This is a genomic window from Aeromonas sp. s10 (assembly GCF_040907975.1).
Taxonomy (GTDB): domain Bacteria; phylum Pseudomonadota; class Gammaproteobacteria; order Enterobacterales; family Aeromonadaceae; genus Aeromonas; species Aeromonas caviae.
The window spans coordinates 137,429-154,552 of sequence record NZ_JBFOCV010000038.1 but is presented as its reverse complement, the minus strand read 5'-3'; the positions used below and the strand labels follow the sequence as shown (position 1 = coordinate 154,552).

Below are 17,124 nucleotides of genomic sequence, written 5' to 3'. Positions count from 1 at the left end.
CCCCGTGGAGGGGTTCCCGAGCGGCCAAAGGGATCAGACTGTAAATCTGACGGCTCTGCCTTCGAAGGTTCGAATCCTTCTCCCTCCACCATCTTCCTGAACACAATATGCAATGCCCCTGTGGAGGGGTTCCCGAGCGGCCAAAGGGATCAGACTGTAAATCTGACGGCTCTGCCTTCGAAGGTTCGAATCCTTCTCCCTCCACCATCCTTCAGACAACCCGGCCTCGCGCCGGGTTTTCGCTTTTCTGGATAGAATCCATATGGCGCTGTCAGATCTGACAATTGCCCTCCCCGCACTTTTTAGAAACAGTGGAGCCTCATGTCGCAAGGAGTGCACACAGATGTTTGAAATCTGGGATGAAACGGGTCGCGAGCACGGGCTGACACTGCCCGAGCTGCAACTGCGGCTGCGGGATTACCAGGGAGACGTGATGGTGCGCTACCTCAACCGCCTCGGCTTGCCAAGCACCCTCTTCCTGACCATCCGCCAGGGATGTGCCTATCAGCGCTTCAAGGCGGGCTCCCCCATGCTCGACTGGTCCTGGCTTGCCCAGGCCATGCACGCAGCCCCCCTGGCTGGCGCCGCACCTGCACAGGGCCATGCCCTTCCCTGACCCCCTCCTTTCTGCCCACGCCCATTATCAGACTCTTCCTACAGCCTCCCTTTAGACCCTCCCTGTATGATGCGCAGCCATGTTCCCGTCAGGTGAGAGCCATGTTTGCGTTCAAAGAAGAGTATCCCGTGAGTGCCATGGTCAGCATGGCGGATATCGTCGTCCCCTTTTATCAGCCCATCATCGGCCAGGATCGTCAGGTCAAGGGGTATGAGGTGCTGGCCAGACGCTGGAATGCCGGCAGCCAGGGTTATCAGGGCATCGATTTTGCCGCCCTCGGCGAAGATGACGCTCTGCACCTGGATATCGTCATGCTCAGGGCCATCATGCGCGATCTGCCCGTGCTCGCCCAAAAAGGCCCCTATGCGCTCTCCATCAACCTCAATCCGGCGCTCTCCAGCCCCACCTACCGCAATCTGCTGTTGCTGGTGCTGCTCCAGGCCCGCAAGCTGGGGATCGCCATCTGGTTCGAGGTGCTGGAACACGTCAGGATCAAGCACCAGCACAGGGAGATGATCGAGGTGTTGCGAGCCCATGGCGCCCACATCGCCTGTGACGACTTCGGCTCCCTGGCATGCAACTTCCAGCGCCTGATGATGCTCCCCTACGAGATCGTGAAACTGGATCGTTCCCTGCTGCTCCAGGCTGTACGCAGCACCCATGCCCTCAACATGCTGACGGGGCTGGTGAAATACCTGCAACGACTCGGCATGGCCGTGGTGTGCGAGGGAGTGGAGACCCAGGCCCATATCGAGGTGGCGAACCGGCTGGGCTGCGACTACCAGCAGGGCTACGCCTACGCCATTCCCTCCCCTCTCTCCCGCTGGGCCTGAGCCGAGCGCTTGCGTGTCACGGGGGAAACCCGGGCACCTTTCCCATGAAATTCGGCAGGGTGCTGCCATTTTCCTGCCAAAGATGGCAGGCTGTCCCGGCCACACTGACGCCGAGGCCCGCCATGGTTCGCTTTGCCACCTTCAATCTCGCCTTCGATCGCACTGCACCCGGCATGCTGGGGGAAGAGCTCGCCCTGACCCGCACCGAGCAGGATGCCCTGCTGGCCCGCCTCGCCGACGGCACCTTGAGCGGCGCCGAGAAGACCAAGGCCCTCGACGTGCAGCAGATCCGCAACATCGCCGAAATCCTCCAGCGCACTCGGCCGGACGTGTTGCTGCTGAGCGAATTCGACAATGACGGCAAGGGCAGCGACACCAAGGACCTCAACGCCTTCAACGACAACTACCTGGCCCACGCCCAGCACGACGAGGTGACCGCCATCAGCTACCCGGTGCTGCAGAACTTCGCCACCAACACCGGCCTGATGAGCGGCCACGACCTCAACCTGGATGGCAGAGTGAGCGGGCCGGACGACGCCTGGGGCTTTGGCAACTATCACGGCCAGTACGCCTTCGCCGTGATGTCCCGGTATCCCATCGATACCAAACAGATCCGCACCTTCCAGACCTTCAAATGGAAGGAGATGCCGGGCGAAGCGAACCCCGTCATCGACGACTGCCACAACCCCAGGGTACCGATCCCGAACGGCCGCCAGTGTGGCGATGCCTGGTATGACGACGCCGCCTGGCAGGCGCTCCCCCTCTCCTCAAAGAACCACGCCGACGTGCCGGTGCGCATCAGGCAGGGAGACAGGGAGGAGGTGCTCCACTTCCTTATCTCCCACCCGACCCCGCCCATCTTCGGCAACGCGGCGCGCCACAACGTCAAACGCAACCGTGCGGAGATCGCCTTTTGGCAGGACTATGTGGCAGGGGCTGGCTACATGGTGGATGACGCCGGCAAGGCGGGTGGCTTGGCCGAGGGCGCCAGGTTCGTCATCGCCGGGGATCTCAACGCCGATCCCCAGATTGGCGATGGGGATCTCACCGCCATTCAGGCGCTGCACAACCATGTGCTGGTCAACCAGGCCGTCACCAACGGCGCCCTGATCCCGGTCAGCCAGGGCGGCCCCGAGTGCCTCGCCAGCCAGCCGGATCAGTGCAAGCGCAACAACAACCGCCCCACCCCGGAGCGCATCACCAGCAGCAGCGGCCTGCAGCTCGACCACGTGCTGCCCTCCGCCAACCTGAACGCGGTCGCCTCCGGCGTGTTCTGGCCGGCCAGCTTCGAGCCGGGCTACCACCTGGTGTATGACCCCAAGCTCGGCATCGCCAAGGGCGTCAGTTCGGATCACCGCCTGGTGTGGGTCGACGTCACACTGTGACAGTGACGCAGAGCAGACAAGCAACGGGGCCCGCAGGCCCCGTTTTCATTGGTTTGTCATACCAGCTTCTCCACCCGGGCCGGCAGCCCCTGGCGGGCCGACGAGCCGATGGCCCAGTCCACCAGGGGATAGCGGCCATGGCGGCTGGGATCCAGCACCGCCAAGTCATTCAGATTGACCCCGGCTCCGCGCAGGGGATTGGCGACCACTTTCTGGCCGTCTATCCAATGTTCCCGCGCCCCCAGCTCCTTGTGGCCGAAACCGTGTTCGATGGCGATGGCATCGGCCTGCACCCCGGCCACGCACTCGGCCACCCCGATCACGCTGCCATCCGGGGTGCTGACCCGCACCCTGTCCCCGCTCTCGATGCCCAGCTGCGCCGCCGTCTGCGCATTGAGCCGCACCCGGTTGCTGGGATTCACCTGGCGTAGACGATCCGAGCCGATACTCATGGAGCTCATGGTGTGAGACTTGTAGCTGGTGAGCAGCAGAGGCCACTGGGCCGGCTTGAACGCCTCGTTGAGCGGCGTGCCGTCCGCCAGCTGGGGGCGGAAGAAGCGCGGGGTGCCACTCAGGAACTTCCCGCTCTGGCTGTGACGACGGCTGCCCACCTCGGGGTTCCACACCATCAGCGGCTTGGGCCAGCGCTTGCTTGGCTGACCCGCGTCATCGCGCCCCTTGGCCGCCGGCTCGAAGCGCCCGCCGCGAGCGAAAAGATAGGCGGCGCGGCCCGCCTCCTCCGCACTCAGGGTGGCATTCAACACCGGCAGGATCCGCTCCACCCCGGACCAGGCGAGATCCTCAGGCCCGATAGGAGGCACCGGCTCGCCGAGATAGGCGACGTTGGCCGCGCCGTAGAGGGAGAAGTCCGCCGCCTTGTGCAGAGCATGCAGCTTGCCATCCGCCCCTTTGAGCGCCCCCTCGCCAAAGCCCGGCAGCCCCAGCCGTTTGGCCACCGCGATAAAGAAGGACTCCATGCAGACCGGATCTCCCTCGGCGGTCTTGGCGACACGGGGCTCCACGATGGGCCAGCGGCCGGTGGAGACCTTGGTCATCACCCCGTGCCAGGCACTGGCCCAACCCCAGGACTCGTAGGTGAGGGTATCCGGCACCAGGTAGTCCGACAGCGCCGACGACTCGTTGATGAAGCTGTCGATGCTGACAATGAGCGGCAGCACGGCAGGATCCTTGAGCTCTTCACCGATGGCCTTGGCGAGCCCGGCCTGGCCGTAGAGGGGGTTGCCCATGTGATTGATCCAGGCCTTGAGCCGGTAGGGGTAACCGTTCACCGCCGCAGTCAGGTGTTCGCCGAGCAAGGGGCCCGAGATGGGGAACCAGGGCTCTTGCGCCGGATAGGGGTTCTGGCCCGCCTCGCGCTTGCGCCGATACTCGGAGGTCTTCTCGTAGGGGAACTTGGAGCGCGACAGGAAGACCCCGGCGGGCTTGACCATGCCGGGGAAGCTCGCCAGATCGTAGCGCGGCCCTGCCCCGAAGGGATCGAACTTGCCGCCGCTCGCCACGGCGCCGCCCCGGGCGTTCAAGTTCCCTACCATGACGTTGAGCATCATGATGGCCCAGGCCGAATAGAAGCCGTTGGCGCTCATGGTGCCGCCGTGGGAGACCACCGCCGCGCGGGTGCCGTGGCTGGTGAACTCCCGCGCCAGCGCCTCGATATCACTCACCGGCACGGCGCACTCGGCGCTGTATTGCGCGAGGGAGTGCTCCCGGCACGCCTCGGCCAGCAGCTGGAAGCTGCTCTTGACCATGAACTCCCCCTTGGGGCCCGGAATGGTGCGATCCACCCAGAGGTTGGCCCGCTCACACTGACCGGCGGGTCTCGGCTCGCCGCTGCTCGCCTCCTCTACCAGCATGGCGTCCCCCTCCCCATAGGCTTCCCCCTCAAAGGGCAAGCCGAGATCGCTGGCCCGCAGCATCTGGCCGAAGCGCGGATGCCCCTCGTCGCAGACAACCAGATGGCTGGCGTTGCAAAAACCGCGATAGCCGGCCCGCTCGGCGGCAGCGGCATGGGGGGCCGTCAGGAAAGGCTCGGCGTAGCGTTGGTTGTCGATGATCCAGCGCAACATGGCCATGGCCAGCGCCGAGTCGGTGGCAGGGCGGATGGGCAGCCAGCGGTTGGCGGGGGCGGAGGGCATGTTCACCGTGTTGGGCAGGCTGGGGGCCACCACCACGTAGGAGAAGGGCTTGCCCTGCCGCGCCCGGTTCGCCGCCAGCTGACGGGACTGACGCTTGAAGGGGTTGCCCGATTGCTGGGGCGAGGTACCCATGAACAGCAGGAAGTCGCTCTCGTCCCAGTCCGGCTTGAGGTGGGCGTTCTTCTCCAGATCGTCCAGCAGGGCGCCGGCCCCGACCCGGAACGACAGGCCGCAATAAGCACCGTGGTTGGCGAAGTTGCGGGTGCCGAAGCTGTTGAAGGTGAAGCGCTTGATGAAGTGATCCCGCCCCTCGTCCGAGGCGTTGCTCACCAGCAGCTGGTTGGCCCTGGGGCCGTACTCCGGGTTGGCCGGATCGAGCGGCTCGGCGAGGTTGCGAATGGCCCGCAGCCCCTCAACCAGGCCCTCGCCAAACAGATCGCCCCCCTCCACCACCTCGGCCACCAGCTGCTCGAAGGGGATGCTCTGCCAGCGGCCGCTGCCACGGGGCCCCACCCGCTTGAGACAGCGGGTGACTCGCTGCGGGCTGTCGAGCTGCTCCAGCATGGCGTTGCCCCGCGCGCAGGCGGTGGAGCGTCCGTCCAGCCCCCCTTCCTGGTAGCCGCTGGTAGCGAGCAGCGCCTGCTTGACCGGGGTCTTGAAGTCGATGTGATGGCGGGCGGAGAGGGGATGATAGGGATTGCCCAGGATCCGCACTATCTGGTCGCGTTCGTTGTCGATGCGGGCCCGCACTCCGCACAGGGTCCAGCAGCCGAGGCACATGGTGTTGGCAACCCGCTGATCCGGGTTGGGGTGCAGCTCCCCCCGCTCGTCAACCCGGTACTCCACGGCCAGCGAGTTGCCATGGATGGGATCCCGGGTCGGCTGGCCCGAGCTGCCGGTGGCAAGGCCAGTCGCCACCTGCTTGAGGGTGTCGCTGTAACCGGCGACGAACAATCCTGTGCCGCCGGCGATGGCGGCGCCCTTGAGAAACTTGCGTTTGCTGTGATCCATCAGAGTGCCTCGCGTGCAAAAGGAGTGGATGCCTTGATGGCGGGGGAAGCAGAGGGGCGCACCAGCTCCGAGAGGGCCACCAGCAGGGCCAGCAGCAGACCGAAGGTGCCGAGAATGCCGAGCACACCAGCCGGGCCCCAGGCGATTTCATAGAGGTAGACGCCGGCCCCGTACTTGGGTGCGAGCTGCCCCTGGATCAGCATCAGCCAGCGCAGGCCCCACACCAGGTGCAGCCCCAGCAGCGCCAGCCCCCAGAGTGCCAGGCGGGCAGAAAGCCTTGGCCGCAGCAGCATCAGCAGGCCGGCCAGCCCCAGGGTCAGCAACAGCCAGTGGGCCGCCAGCCGCCAGCTCGGGTCGAGCCGATAGAGGGCCGCGGCCTCTGCTGCCGAGGCGCCGCCAAACAGGGCCCAGCCCAGCAGGGAGAGGGCCAGCAGGCCTAACGTCCAGCCGCTCTGGTGCAGCAGGGTCGACTCGGTCTGGGCACGCCAGCCAGCCAGCAAGCGATTGAGCAGCAGCAGGGCACTCTGAGCCCCCAGCACAGCGCTCAGGGTCAGCAGCCAGGGCAACCAGGGGGTATGCCAGAGCGGGCGCGCCGCTACCGCCATGGTCTCGAGCCCGGTGTAGAGGGCGATGCTGAGCCCGCTCAGGGCGGCCAGCAAAGAGAAGGGCCGCAGCCAGACGTGCCCCGACCAGCGTCCCAGGCAGAGCAGCCTGGCAAGGCGGGCTATCTTGTCCCCTTCTGCGCCGCGCCGGGCCAGGGCAGGCCTTAGCAGCAGCCAGCCGAGCAGCATGGAGAGCAGGCTGAACAGCGGCAGCAGATAGGCGCCATACCACATGACGGAGCCAAAGCGCGTCTGGGCGTAGAAGTGCCAGGCCCGGGCCGGCTGGTGCAGATCCGCGGTCAGGGCGATGGGCGCCACCAGACCGGCCGCCACCATCAGCACCGCCGCCAGGGTCTGCAGCCGCGGGTCCGGCGCCTTGCGCCACAGCTCAAACGCGCCGAGCCAGAGGCCTCCGTAGGCGAGGCCGATGAGGAAGAAATATTGCACCGCCCAGGGCAGCCAGGTGATGGGCTGAGCCGGGGCCAGCAGTTCGTTAATGACCATGGGCTATCTCCTTGCCATCGTCGGTGAGCAGGGTGCGCAGGGCCGGGTTGCCGTCGACCTTGCTGACGAAGGCCTCGTCCATGCCGAGATAGAAGACCCGCGGCTGGGTCTTGGCCTCCGGCTTGAGCACCTTGAGCGCCGGCTCGTGTTCGCGCAGCAGCCGGCTGATCCGGCTCGCGGGGTCGTTCAAATCCCCTATGATGCGCGCCTCGCCGACACAGCTCTCGACGCAGGCGGGCAAGAGCCCCGCCTCCAGCCGATGGGCGCAGAAGGTGCACTTGTCGGCGGTGTTGGTCTCGTGGTTGATGAAGCGGGCGTCATAGGGGCAGGCCTGCACGCAGTAGCCGCAGCCGACGCACCAGTCGTTGTTGACCACGACGATGCCGTCGTCGCGCTGGAAGGTGGCGCCGGTGGGGCAGACATCGAGGCAGGCGGGCTCGGCGCAGTGGTTGCACAGCCTCGGCAGCATCAAGAGGGAGGCGGGAGCCGCGAGGGCGGCCACGTCGCTCACCTCGTACTGGCTCACCGTGGTGCGAAACTGGCCGAGGGGAGGCTGATTTTCGATGGTGCAGGCCACGGTGCAGGCCTGACAGCCGACGCAGCGGCGCAGGTCGATCAGCATGCCGTAACGCTTGCACCCGTCCCCCCGGCTAATGGCCGCCCGCCCGTTGCGGGGAGCGGGAGCGGACTGCGCCTGAACCTGGGTGACGGGGATCAGGGCCGCCCCTGCGGTGAGGGCGGCGATCCCGGATAACAATCGGCGCTTGCTGGGCTCCATGGCGTCTTTCCTTCTGCTGAGCTGGCTTGAAAGGGGTTGGGCCGATTGTCCTCAACGCAGGAAGTCGCCTCTATTGTGGTTTTCCACATACCGGGAGCCGGGTTGATCCAGCGCAATAAAAAATGCCCCAGCCCTGCTGAACTGTGACCGGGGCGGCGTTTGCCACCCCTCCCGGCCCCCGTTCGCATGCAAGCGCACATCCCGGTGATAGACTGCCCCCTTTGCACCGAGAGGAGAGCCCCCTGCACGCCCCAGTTCCCTTGCCCCTGCTCAGCCTGCTGCTCTGGCTCGCCCTGTCAGCCCTGCCGCTGCGGGTGCAGGCCGCCTCGCCCCCCTCTTCACCAGCGCCGGCCCGACAGGAATCCGCCCCATCCCAGGCCATGTCGGTGCAGGCCATGGCCGAGCCGATACGCATCGGCGTGCTGGCAACCCGCGGCCCGGCCCTGGCCAGAGCCCAGTGGCAACCGCTGTTGCGCTGGCTGGCACAGCGCGTGCCCGGCCATCGCTTCGTGCTGCATCCGCTGGGGCTCGATGAACTGGCCGAGGCCGTCGCCCGCGAGCACCTCGACTTCGTCATCACCAACCCGGGCCAGTCGGTGAGTCTGGCGCGCCAGTATCCGCTGGCTTGGCTCGCCACCCTCAAGAGTCCGGCCGGGGGGGACAACCTCGCCATCGGCGCCGCCCTGGTGGTGCCTGCCCAGACCCCCTACCGACACTGGCGTGACCTCGAGGGGCAAGCGGTCGCCGCCGTCTCGGAGAACGCCTTCGGCGGCTACCTCGCCTATCGCTTCGAGGCGGGCGAACAGGGGGTTCGGCTGGAGCACTTCTTCTCCACCGTGCAGTTCACCGGCTTTCCGCTGGACCGGCTCATCGAGCGGCTGGCGGCTGGCGAGGTGGCCGCCGCCATCGTGCCGGTGTGTCAGCTGGAGCGCATGGAACGGGAAGGCAAGGTCGCCAGGGGGGCGTTTCGGGTGCTGGACGATCAGGCGCCGGCCGAGTTTGGTTGCCAGAGCTCGACCCGGCTCTACCCCAACTGGTCCTTCGCCAAGACAGAGCGGGCCTCCCCCGCGCTGGCGCTGGCGGTGACCCGCGCGCTGTACGATCTGCCCGCTGATAGCGAGGCGGCCATCGCCGCCGATTCGGCGGGCTGGACCGTGCCCACCAGCGAGCTTGCCATCGACCGCCTGCTCAAGGCGCTGGATCGCCACCCGCTGCAGGGCCCCTGGTGGCAAGCGGCCTGGCACTGGCTGCGCCAGCATCAGCAGTGGGGCTGGGGTGCTTTGGTGCTGGTACTGCTGCTGGGAGGCCACCACCTGCTGCTGCAATACCTGTTCAACCGCAGCCAGCGCCGGCTGCTCAAAGCCCGCCACCAGCTCGAACAGAAGGGACGCCAGCTGGCACAGGCCAGACGGCTCGCCGAACTGGGCGAGCTGGGCGCCAACGTGGCCCACGAGATCAATCAGCCCCTCAGTGCCATCGCCAACTACAGCCAGGGAGCCTTGTTGCGACTGGACAAATTGGCACAGGATCCGGCCCAGTCTGCCGCCCAGGCCTCCCTGCGTCAGGCCCTGGAGCAGATAGGGCTCCAGGTCCAGCGCATCACCCAGACCGTCAACCGGCTCAGGGCCCGGCTGCAAAAGCGCCCTCCCCGCTTCGCGCCTTGCGACCTGCCCACCCTGGTGGCGGAGTTGCGCCCCCTGCTGGAGCAGATGCTGGCGCCGCTCGACGTCGCCTTCACCCTGCACTGGCGAGGCCAGCCGCGCCCGTTACCTCTGGACGGCACCGGGATGGAGCAGCTGCTGGTCAACCTCATCAAGAATGGCGCCGAGAGTGCAGCGAAGAGTGCGCGCCCCGCTGTTCACTCCCCTACTCACCCCCCTGCGCAAGCACCGGCACAGGCGCCAGCCCGGGTCGAGCTGCTGATCGCCTTCGAGGCGCAGACCCTGCTGCTGGAGATCCGCGACAACGGCGCCGGCCTGAGGGTCCCCGCCACCGAACTGCAGCAGGCGTTTTACAGCGACAAGCCGGACGGCATGGGGCTGGGGCTGGCCATCTGCCGGGAGGTGGTCGAGAGCCATCGCGGCCAGTTCAGCCTGGAGAGCCTGAGCCCCCACGGCTGCCTGGCCCGGGTCATCCTGCCCGTGCCGCCACCCGAAACCCTCCCTTCATCCACCGACATACCGAGGAACTGAGATGCCGACCCCTGCCCGCCCCCCGCTCTATCTGGTCGATGACGACGAGGCCGTGCTCGACTCCCTGCGCTTCATGCTGGAGAGCTGCGACGAGCGGCAGCTGTTCAGCTTTTCCGATGGCGAGCGCTTTCTGGCAGAGGTCGATCTGCACCAGCCCGCCTGCCTCATCCTCGACTGCCGCATGCCGGGGCTCTCTGGCCCCGAGGTGCAGCAGCGGCTGAAGGCGGCCCAGAGCCCCATCGCCATCCTGTTTCTCACCGGCCACGGCGAGGTGCCCCTGGCGGTGGAGTCCCTCAAGCTGGGGGCGGTGGATTTCTTGCAAAAGCCGGTGCAGCTGGCCCCCCTGCTCGCCGCTATCGAGCGGGCCGAGCAGGCGACGCTGAGCGCGGCCACCCGCCTCGCCCAGCTGGCCGCCTTTGAGCGCCTCACCCCGCGCGAACGCCAGTTGTTGCAGCTCATCGCCCGGGGCCACAAGAACCAGCAGATAGCGCAGGATCTCTGCATTTCGGTGCGCACCGTCGAGGTGTGCCGCGCCAGCCTGATGAAACGCCTGGCGGTGAACTCCCTCGCCGAGATGCTGCTGCGCTACGCGCAGGTGAACGAACACCCCTGAGTGGCCTGCAACCGTACAAAACGGGCAGGGATCACACATTTGGCGCTTCGATGGCGGTAGAGTGCCCTCTTCTCTTCACCAGGATCGCTCGGGTCCTGCGCCTTGTTTCGAGGACACATCATGGAACTGCTTCTGCTCAGCAACGGTAAAACCACAGAACACCCCGGCCTGCTCGGCTGGGCCCGCGACCGGGTGCAAACCATGCTCGCTCGCAACCAGGTCAAGCGCATCCTGCTCATCCCCTACGCGGTGATCCGCAGCGACTGGGATGCCCGTGCCCGGGAGCTCACCGAGAGTCTGGGGGTGGACGCCATCAGCATCCATCACTTCGACGATCCGGTGGATGCCATCAACCGGGCCGACGCCATCTTCATCAGCGGCGGCAATACCTGGCTCCTGAACCAGCGGCTGCACGAGTATGGTCTGGTGGTCCCCATCCAGCGTGCGGTGCGCGAGCGGGGCGTGCCCTATGTGGGCTGGAGCGCCGGCTGCAACGTGGCCACCCCCAGCATCCGCACCACCAACGACATGCCGGTGTGCAGCGCCGTGGTGCTGCCTGCGCTGGGGCTCTTCCCCGTGCAGATCAACCCTCACTATCTGGACGCCAGCATCAGCGGCCACATGGGGGAGACCCGGGACGAGCGTCTGGCCGAGTTCTGCGCCATCAACCCGAGCGAATCCGTGGTGGCCCTGCGCGAGGCGAGCCTGTTGCAGATCGGCGGCAATCACATCGAGTACTGGAGTGCCCGGGGCGAGACCTTCAAGATCTTCAAGCACGGCGAACCCGTCCGGGAATACGGGGACGCTGCGCCTCTGGCAGCGCTCACCCCCTTCACGCCGGCACGCTGATCCTGCCAAACGACAGAGGGATGGCCTGCGCCATCCCTCTTTCTTTGTTGCTCGCCCCTTCGTGATTCACTCCAGAATGGCCATCTCCTCCCGAGAGCCGCTGCGCCCGGGAGCCCTCAGCAACACCACCACCGGCACGGCGCACAGGCTGACCCACATCATCAGGCGAAAATCCTGCAGGTAGGCGAGCAGGCTGGCCTGCCGGGTCACCTCGCCGTTGATCATGGCCAGCCCCTTCGGCGTCATCAGCTCCGCCATGCCCCCGCCCTGATGCAGGTTGACATTGAACGGGGTGATGTAGGCGGCGAACGCCTCGTGGTTCATCTGGGATCGCTGGGCCAGATAGGTGATCACCACCGAGATGCCGATGCTGCTGCCGATGTTGCGCACCAGGCTGAACAGCGCCGTCCCCTCGTTGCGATAGCGCGGCGCCAGGGTCGCAAAGGTGATGGTGGAGAGGGGCACGAAGATGAAGCCGAGCCCCAGCCCCTGGATGATGCCGGTGCGCACTATGTCCCAGCTGCCGATGTCCGTGTTGAACAGGGTCATCTCCCACATGGAGAAGCTGGTGAGCAGCAGCCCTGACAGGATGAGGTAACGGGCGTCCACCCGGCCCGACAGCCTGCCCACCAGCATCATGGCAACCATGGTGCCCACCCCGCGCGGGGCGAGCAGGTAACCCACGTCGATCACCGGGTAACCCATCAGCCCCTGCATGAAGGGAGGCAGCAGCGTCATGGTAGCCAGCAAGATGATGCCGACGATGAAGATGAAGAGCAGACCGACGCTGAAGTTGCGATCCCGGAACAGGGCCGGTTCTATGTAGGGGTGCGGGTGGGTGAAGATATGCACCACGAAGAGGTAGAACGCCATCACCATCAGGGCGGTCTCGATGACGATCTCCCGGCTGGCGAACCAGTTCTGGGACTCTCCCCTGTCCAGCGCCATCTGCAACGCCCCGATGCCGAGACTCAGCAGGGCGAACCCCAGCAGATCGAAGCGGCGGCTGGCATCGATCTTCGTCTCCTCGATGAAGGCGGCAAGTCCGAACCAGGCCAGCAGACCGAACGGCAGGTTGATGTAGAAGACCCAGCGCCAGTTGTAGTACTCGGTGAGCCAGCCCCCCAGCGACGGCCCCAGAATGGGGCCCACCATGACCCCTATCCCCCAGAGCGCCATGGCGGAGCCGTGCTTCTCCGGCGGATAGGTGTCCAGCAGCACCGCCTGTGAGAGGGGCACCAGACTGGCACCGAAGATCCCCTGAAGCAGGCGGAACAGCACTATCTGATCCAGGCTCTGGGCCGCGCCGCACAGCATGGAGGCGACGGTAAAGCCCGCCACCGACCACATGAACAGCCTTTTGCGGCCAATTCTTGCCGAGATGAAACCGGTCAGCGGCATGAAGATGGCGGCCGCCACTATGTAGGAGGTGAGCACCCAGGAGATCTGATCCTGGGTCGCCCCCATGGCTCCCTGCATGTGGGGGAGGGCCACGTTGGCGATGGTGGTGTCCAGCGCCTGCATGATGGTTGCCACCATCACCGACAGGGTGATGAAGGTGCGACGGGAAGCCTGGTCGGCCTGCCCTGTGGCTGCGCTCGTCATATCAACCTCGACCTGACAGGCCAGGCAGGGTGCGCTGATGGCCGGTGTCTATCTCGGCAGTGGCACTCAGACCCGCCCTCAGGGTGGGCAGATCCGCTCCCGAATCCAGCTTGATCCGCACCGCCACCCGCTGGGCGATCTTGACCCAGTTGCCGGTGGCGTTCTGGGCCGGGATCACCGAAAACTCGGAGCCTGTGGCCGGGCTAAGGCTCTCCACCACCCCGGTCCAGTGCGCATCTGGGTAGGTATCCACACTGATGTCCACCTTCTGGCCAGGTTGCACATGGGTCAGCTCCGTCTCGGTGAAGTTCGCCTCCACCCAGGGGGTGTCGGTCTCCACCAGCATCATGGCGGTCATGCCCACCAGATTGTACTGGCCGGGCTTGGGCAACTGGCTGACGATGCCGTTGGCGGGGGCATAGATGGTGGTGCGAGCCAGATCCAGCCTGGCCTTGGCCAACTCGGCCGCGGCCTCCTGATAGGCGGGCTGCTGCTCCACCGGCTGGTTCACGTCCCCGCTGAGGGAGGCTTCAATCTTCTTGAGCCCCTCCTCCAGCGCCACCTGCTGCTGGGCGGTCTGTATGGTGAGCTGGCGGGCATCGTCGTAATTGGCGGTGGAGGTGAAGTGCCTGGTCACCAGATCCGCCTGGCGATGCTCCTCCTTCAGGGCATAGGCATGGCGGGTGCGGGCCACGGCGATCTCCGCCTGCTGGCCGCGATAACTGGTCTGCAGCGCCACCAGATCGGTGCGCACCTTGGCAAGTTCCGCCTCGGCCTTGGCCACGGCGACCCGGAAGGACTCCTGATCCAGCTCGAACAGCGGCTGGCCAGCCCGGACCTGCTGGTTTTCCTCGACGAACACCTTGGCCACCCGGCCCAGCACCTCGGTGCTGATGGGGACCTTGTCCGCCTTCACATAGGCGTTGTCCGTCTCCACATAGCGCCCGCCCTGCAGGTAGATAACGCCCGCCCCGAGCAGGGCCAGTGCCGGCACCACCACCAGCAACAGCAGGCGGGTGCGGCGCCGGTTGGCGGCGGGACGGGAGGAAGAGGGGGAATCAGTGGTCATGATATGGCTCCACGTTGGTTGGCATCACAGGAAAGCATCAGAGGTGGCCGAGGTTGGCACGCAGGATCTTGAGGGAGCGGCACAGCGCCTCGGTCGCCTCCTCCCCCAGCTCGCCGATGGCCCTCTGATGCACCAGATCGGACGCCTGTTTGATCATCGCCAGATAGGGGGCGGCCCCTTCGGTCAGATGGAGCTGATAGGCCCGCCTGTCATGGGGGTCGCTGCGCCGCTCCACCAGGCCGCTCTCCGCCAACTGATCAAGCTGACGGGCCAGGGTGATGGGCTGGATGTCGAGCCGCTCCGCCAGATCCACCTGGCGGATCCCTTCGCTGCGTGCAATGTGCACCAGAGCTCTGGCCTGGGCCAGGGTGAGGCAGCTTCCCTCCAGCTGCTGCTGGAACTGGCGGCGCATCAGGCGCTGGACGTCGCCGATGAGAAAGCCAAGGGTGTCCGGTTGTTTGTTCATGATATGCAATCCATATAGTAAGCTTTACTTATTATATGCAAAGCGTATCCATGTGCAAGCTGGCCCCGGCCGCCGTTTGGGTTCATGCTGGGTGCCACCACCTCAACGGCAGGAGACACGTCATGGATATCAGGATGGAGCGGGACAGCCTGGGGGAGATAGCCGTCCCGGCGGACAGGCTCTGGGGGGCCCAGACCCAGCGCTCCCTGCATCACTTCAACATCTCGGGGGAGCGCCAGCCCATGGAGATCATCCATGCCCTGGCCCGCATCAAGTCCGCCTGCGCCCGGGTCAACCACGCCCTGGGGCTGCTCCCCGCCCGCAAGGCCCAGGCCATCATGGCCGCCGCCGACGAAATCCTGCGCGGCCTGCACGACGCCGAGTTTCCCCTGATGGTGTGGCAGACCGGCTCCGGCACCCAGACCAACATGAACCTGAACGAGGTGCTGGCAAACCGGGCCAGCGAACTGCTCGGCGGCCCCCGGGGGGAAGCGCGGCTGGTGCATCCCAACGACGAGGTAAACAAGAGCCAGTCCAGCAACGATGTCTTCCCGAGCGCCATGAACCTGGCGGCGGTCACCGCCATCACGCAGCGGTTGCTGCCGGCCCTCGCTGCCCTGAAGCAGACCCTGTCAGGCAAGGCCGCCGCCTTCGACCACATCGTCAAGATTGGCCGCACCCATTTGCAGGATGCCACTCCCCTCACCCTGGGCCAGGAGATCTCCGGCTGGGTCGCACAGCTTGAACAGGGGGAGCGCCATCTAAAGGCCGCCCTGCCCCATCTGTGCGAGCTGGCGCTCGGCGGCACCGCCGTGGGCACCGGCCTCAACTGCCCTCCCGGCTTTGCCGAGGCGGTGGCCAGGACCCTGGCCGAGCAGACCGGCCTGCCGCTGGTGAGCGCCCCCAACAAGTTCGAGGCCCTGGCGGCGAGTGACGCCCAGGTTCACGCCCACGGTGCCCTCAAGACGCTGGCAGCCTCCCTCATGAAGATCGCCAACGACGTGCGCTGGCTGGCGAGCGGCCCCCGCAGCGGGCTGGGGGAGCTGCTCATCCCCGAGAACGAGCCTGGATCCTCCATCATGCCCGGCAAGGTCAACCCGACCCAGAGCGAGGCCCTCACCATGCTCTGCGCCCAGGTGATGGGCAACGATGTGGCCATCAACATCGGCGGTGCCAGCGGCAACTTCGAGCTCAACGTGTTCAGGCCGATGATCGCCTACAACGTCCTGCAGAGCGTGCGGCTGCTGGCAGATGGCATGCAGAGCTTCCACGACCACTGCGCCGTCGGCATCACCCCGAACCAGGCCAGGATCGACGATCTGCTCTCCCGCTCCCTGATGCTGGTGACGGCCCTCAACCCCCATATCGGCTATGACAAGGCGGCCGAGATCGCCAAGCGGGCGCACCATCAGGGGCTCAGCCTGCGGGAGGCGGCCATTGCCTCGGGCCACCTCAGCGCGGAGCAATTCGATGCCTGGGTGATCCCCGCTGACATGGTGGGTCGCACGCCATAAGGCAGCTCAGCTGCGCGATAATCCGAGCCCGGGTGATCCCCGTCGGCAGAGTGGGTCGCACGCCATAAAGCAGCTCAACGCACTGCACGGCAATCCCATGCCCGGGCATACCAGCGCAGGTGGCAGGCGCAGCAAATAGGGACAGTGATGGGCAATAAAGATGAAAAGGGCGCCATGGCGCCCTTTTCATTGCAGATCTGCCGTCAGGTCTTGCTCTGGCAGTTGAACATCCAGTGGGTGCCGAACTTGTCCACCAGGGATCCGAAATAGTCACCCCAGAACATCTCCGCCAGCGGCATCTCCACCTGGCCTCCCTCGGCCAGGACTGCGAACAGGCGATCGGTCTCGCCCCGGCTGTCCGGCTCCAGGTTGAGGTAGCTGTTGTTGCCCTGCACCAGGGTGAACCCCATGCTGGCCGGAGCATCCGTGCCCATCAGCACGTGACCCCCAAGGATGGGCAGGGCCACATGCATCACCAGCTCCCCGTCTTCCTCCGACAAAGGGGGCTGGCCCGGGCAACCCGGGGACTCCTTGAACCTGTGGATGGGGCCGCTGAAGTCACCGCCGAACACTTCGCGATAGAAGAGGAAGGCAGCCTCCGTCTCCCGGGCAAAATTGAGATAGGTACTGACACGCGCCATGGGTTTCTCCTTGTCACCGATAGCTGGCCCCTGTGGCCAGCTAACAGCATAGAAGAGCACGGGGCTCTGTCAGGTGGCGCTCCGCCCCCTTCTGCGCACGGGGGAGCCGCGCTCACAGCCCAGGCTCGGTCGAACACGCAAAAGTGCAACCCGATTCACAGTGGGTTGCACTTCATATAGGCATTCATAAGATGCATTGCCAACCCATTAATAATGCTGTGAAAAGCGGACAAGCGGCGGGTTTGAAAGGATCCCGATGGAGACCGTATTCATGGAAGAATTCAACAATGTAA

13 protein-coding genes, 2 tRNA genes and 1 pseudogene are annotated in these 17,124 nt (G+C 65.9%); 9 read left to right on the top strand and 7 right to left on the bottom strand.

The features are described 5' to 3' along the window. Positions 1–6 precede the first annotated feature (6 nt). From AB5Y59_RS13805 to AB5Y59_RS13785, 5 genes and pseudogenes are all read left to right on the top strand, one after another. Positions 7–91: transfer RNA gene (locus AB5Y59_RS13805), tRNA-Tyr, on the top strand. Between the two features lie 31 nt (positions 92–122). Continuing rightward, positions 123–207 (top strand) — tRNA-Tyr (locus AB5Y59_RS13800). 136 nt (positions 208–343) lie between these two features. Further along, positions 344–616, top strand: coding sequence for a hypothetical protein (locus AB5Y59_RS13795; protein WP_010673275.1), 273 nt, complete (start codon positions 344–346; stop codon positions 614–616). 101 nt (positions 617–717) lie between these two features. Then, the gene (locus AB5Y59_RS13790; protein WP_368212159.1) at positions 718–1,449 is read left to right on the top strand and encodes an EAL domain-containing protein; all 732 of its coding nucleotides are present in this window, start codon (positions 718–720) and stop codon (positions 1,447–1,449) included. Positions 1,450–1,531: 82 nt separating this feature from the next. Beyond that, positions 1,532–2,834: pseudogene (locus tag AB5Y59_RS13785) on the top strand (endonuclease/exonuclease/phosphatase family protein). 56 nt (positions 2,835–2,890) lie between these two features. Here AB5Y59_RS13785 and AB5Y59_RS13780 read toward each other — a convergent pair. Genes AB5Y59_RS13780 through dsrO form a run of 3 tightly spaced genes read right to left on the bottom strand, consistent with a single transcriptional unit; the run spans position 2,891 to position 7,882 of the window. Then, positions 2,891–5,998, bottom strand: coding sequence for a tetrathionate reductase subunit A (locus tag AB5Y59_RS13780; RefSeq protein ID WP_368212158.1), 3,108 nt, complete (start codon positions 5,996–5,998; stop codon positions 2,891–2,893). Continuing rightward, positions 5,998–7,104, bottom strand: a complete 1,107-nt coding sequence (gene nrfD / locus AB5Y59_RS13775) for an NrfD/PsrC family molybdoenzyme membrane anchor subunit (protein ID WP_368212156.1) — start codon at positions 7,102–7,104, stop codon at positions 5,998–6,000. Before nrfD ends, AB5Y59_RS13780 begins: the two co-directional genes overlap by 1 nt. Next, positions 7,094–7,882, bottom strand: coding sequence for a sulfate reduction electron transfer complex DsrMKJOP subunit DsrO (gene dsrO / locus AB5Y59_RS13770; protein ID WP_368212154.1), 789 nt, complete (start codon positions 7,880–7,882; stop codon positions 7,094–7,096). Before dsrO ends, nrfD begins: the two co-directional genes overlap by 11 nt. Positions 7,883–8,142: 260 nt before the next feature. On the opposite strand from dsrO, the gene AB5Y59_RS13765 reads away from it, so the two are divergent. From AB5Y59_RS13765 to pepE, 3 genes are all read left to right on the top strand, one after another. Then, positions 8,143–10,074, top strand: coding sequence for a PhnD/SsuA/transferrin family substrate-binding protein (locus AB5Y59_RS13765; protein ID WP_151027770.1), 1,932 nt, complete (start codon positions 8,143–8,145; stop codon positions 10,072–10,074). Between the two features lies 1 nt (position 10,075). Next, positions 10,076–10,687: a response regulator transcription factor gene (locus tag AB5Y59_RS13760; RefSeq protein ID WP_151027743.1), complete on the top strand. Its 612-nt coding sequence runs from the start codon at positions 10,076–10,078 to the stop codon at positions 10,685–10,687. 120 nt (positions 10,688–10,807) lie between these two features. Then, the gene (pepE, locus tag AB5Y59_RS13755) at positions 10,808–11,536 is read left to right on the top strand and encodes a dipeptidase PepE (RefSeq protein WP_151027744.1); all 729 of its coding nucleotides are present in this window, start codon (positions 10,808–10,810) and stop codon (positions 11,534–11,536) included. Positions 11,537–11,602: 66 nt separating this feature from the next. On the opposite strand, the gene AB5Y59_RS13750 is transcribed toward pepE, so the two are convergent. From AB5Y59_RS13750 to AB5Y59_RS13740, 3 genes are read right to left on the bottom strand one after another with little or no spacing between them, the layout of a single operon-like run. Next, the gene (locus AB5Y59_RS13750; RefSeq protein WP_368212151.1) at positions 11,603–13,141 is read right to left on the bottom strand and encodes a DHA2 family efflux MFS transporter permease subunit; all 1,539 of its coding nucleotides are present in this window, start codon (positions 13,139–13,141) and stop codon (positions 11,603–11,605) included. A 1-nt stretch (position 13,142) separates the two neighbouring features. Next, positions 13,143–14,210, bottom strand: coding sequence for an HlyD family secretion protein (locus AB5Y59_RS13745; RefSeq protein ID WP_151027746.1), 1,068 nt, complete (start codon positions 14,208–14,210; stop codon positions 13,143–13,145). A gap of 37 nt (positions 14,211–14,247) precedes the next feature. Continuing rightward, on the bottom strand, positions 14,248–14,676 hold the full coding sequence (locus AB5Y59_RS13740; protein WP_045523708.1) for a MarR family winged helix-turn-helix transcriptional regulator: 429 nt from the start codon (positions 14,674–14,676) through the stop codon (positions 14,248–14,250). 122 nt (positions 14,677–14,798) lie between these two features. On the opposite strand from AB5Y59_RS13740, the gene fumC reads away from it, so the two are divergent. Further along, entirely contained in the window at positions 14,799–16,190 is a 1,392-nt protein-coding gene (fumC, locus tag AB5Y59_RS13735; RefSeq protein ID WP_151027747.1) for a class II fumarate hydratase, read from the top strand. A 203-nt stretch (positions 16,191–16,393) separates the two neighbouring features. Here fumC and AB5Y59_RS13730 read toward each other — a convergent pair whose 3' ends face one another. Then, positions 16,394–16,831 carry a VOC family protein gene (locus AB5Y59_RS13730; protein WP_045523711.1) on the bottom strand — a complete coding sequence of 146 codons (438 nt, stop codon included), beginning with the start codon at positions 16,829–16,831 and terminating at the stop codon, positions 16,394–16,396. Positions 16,832–17,124 lie beyond the last annotated feature (293 nt).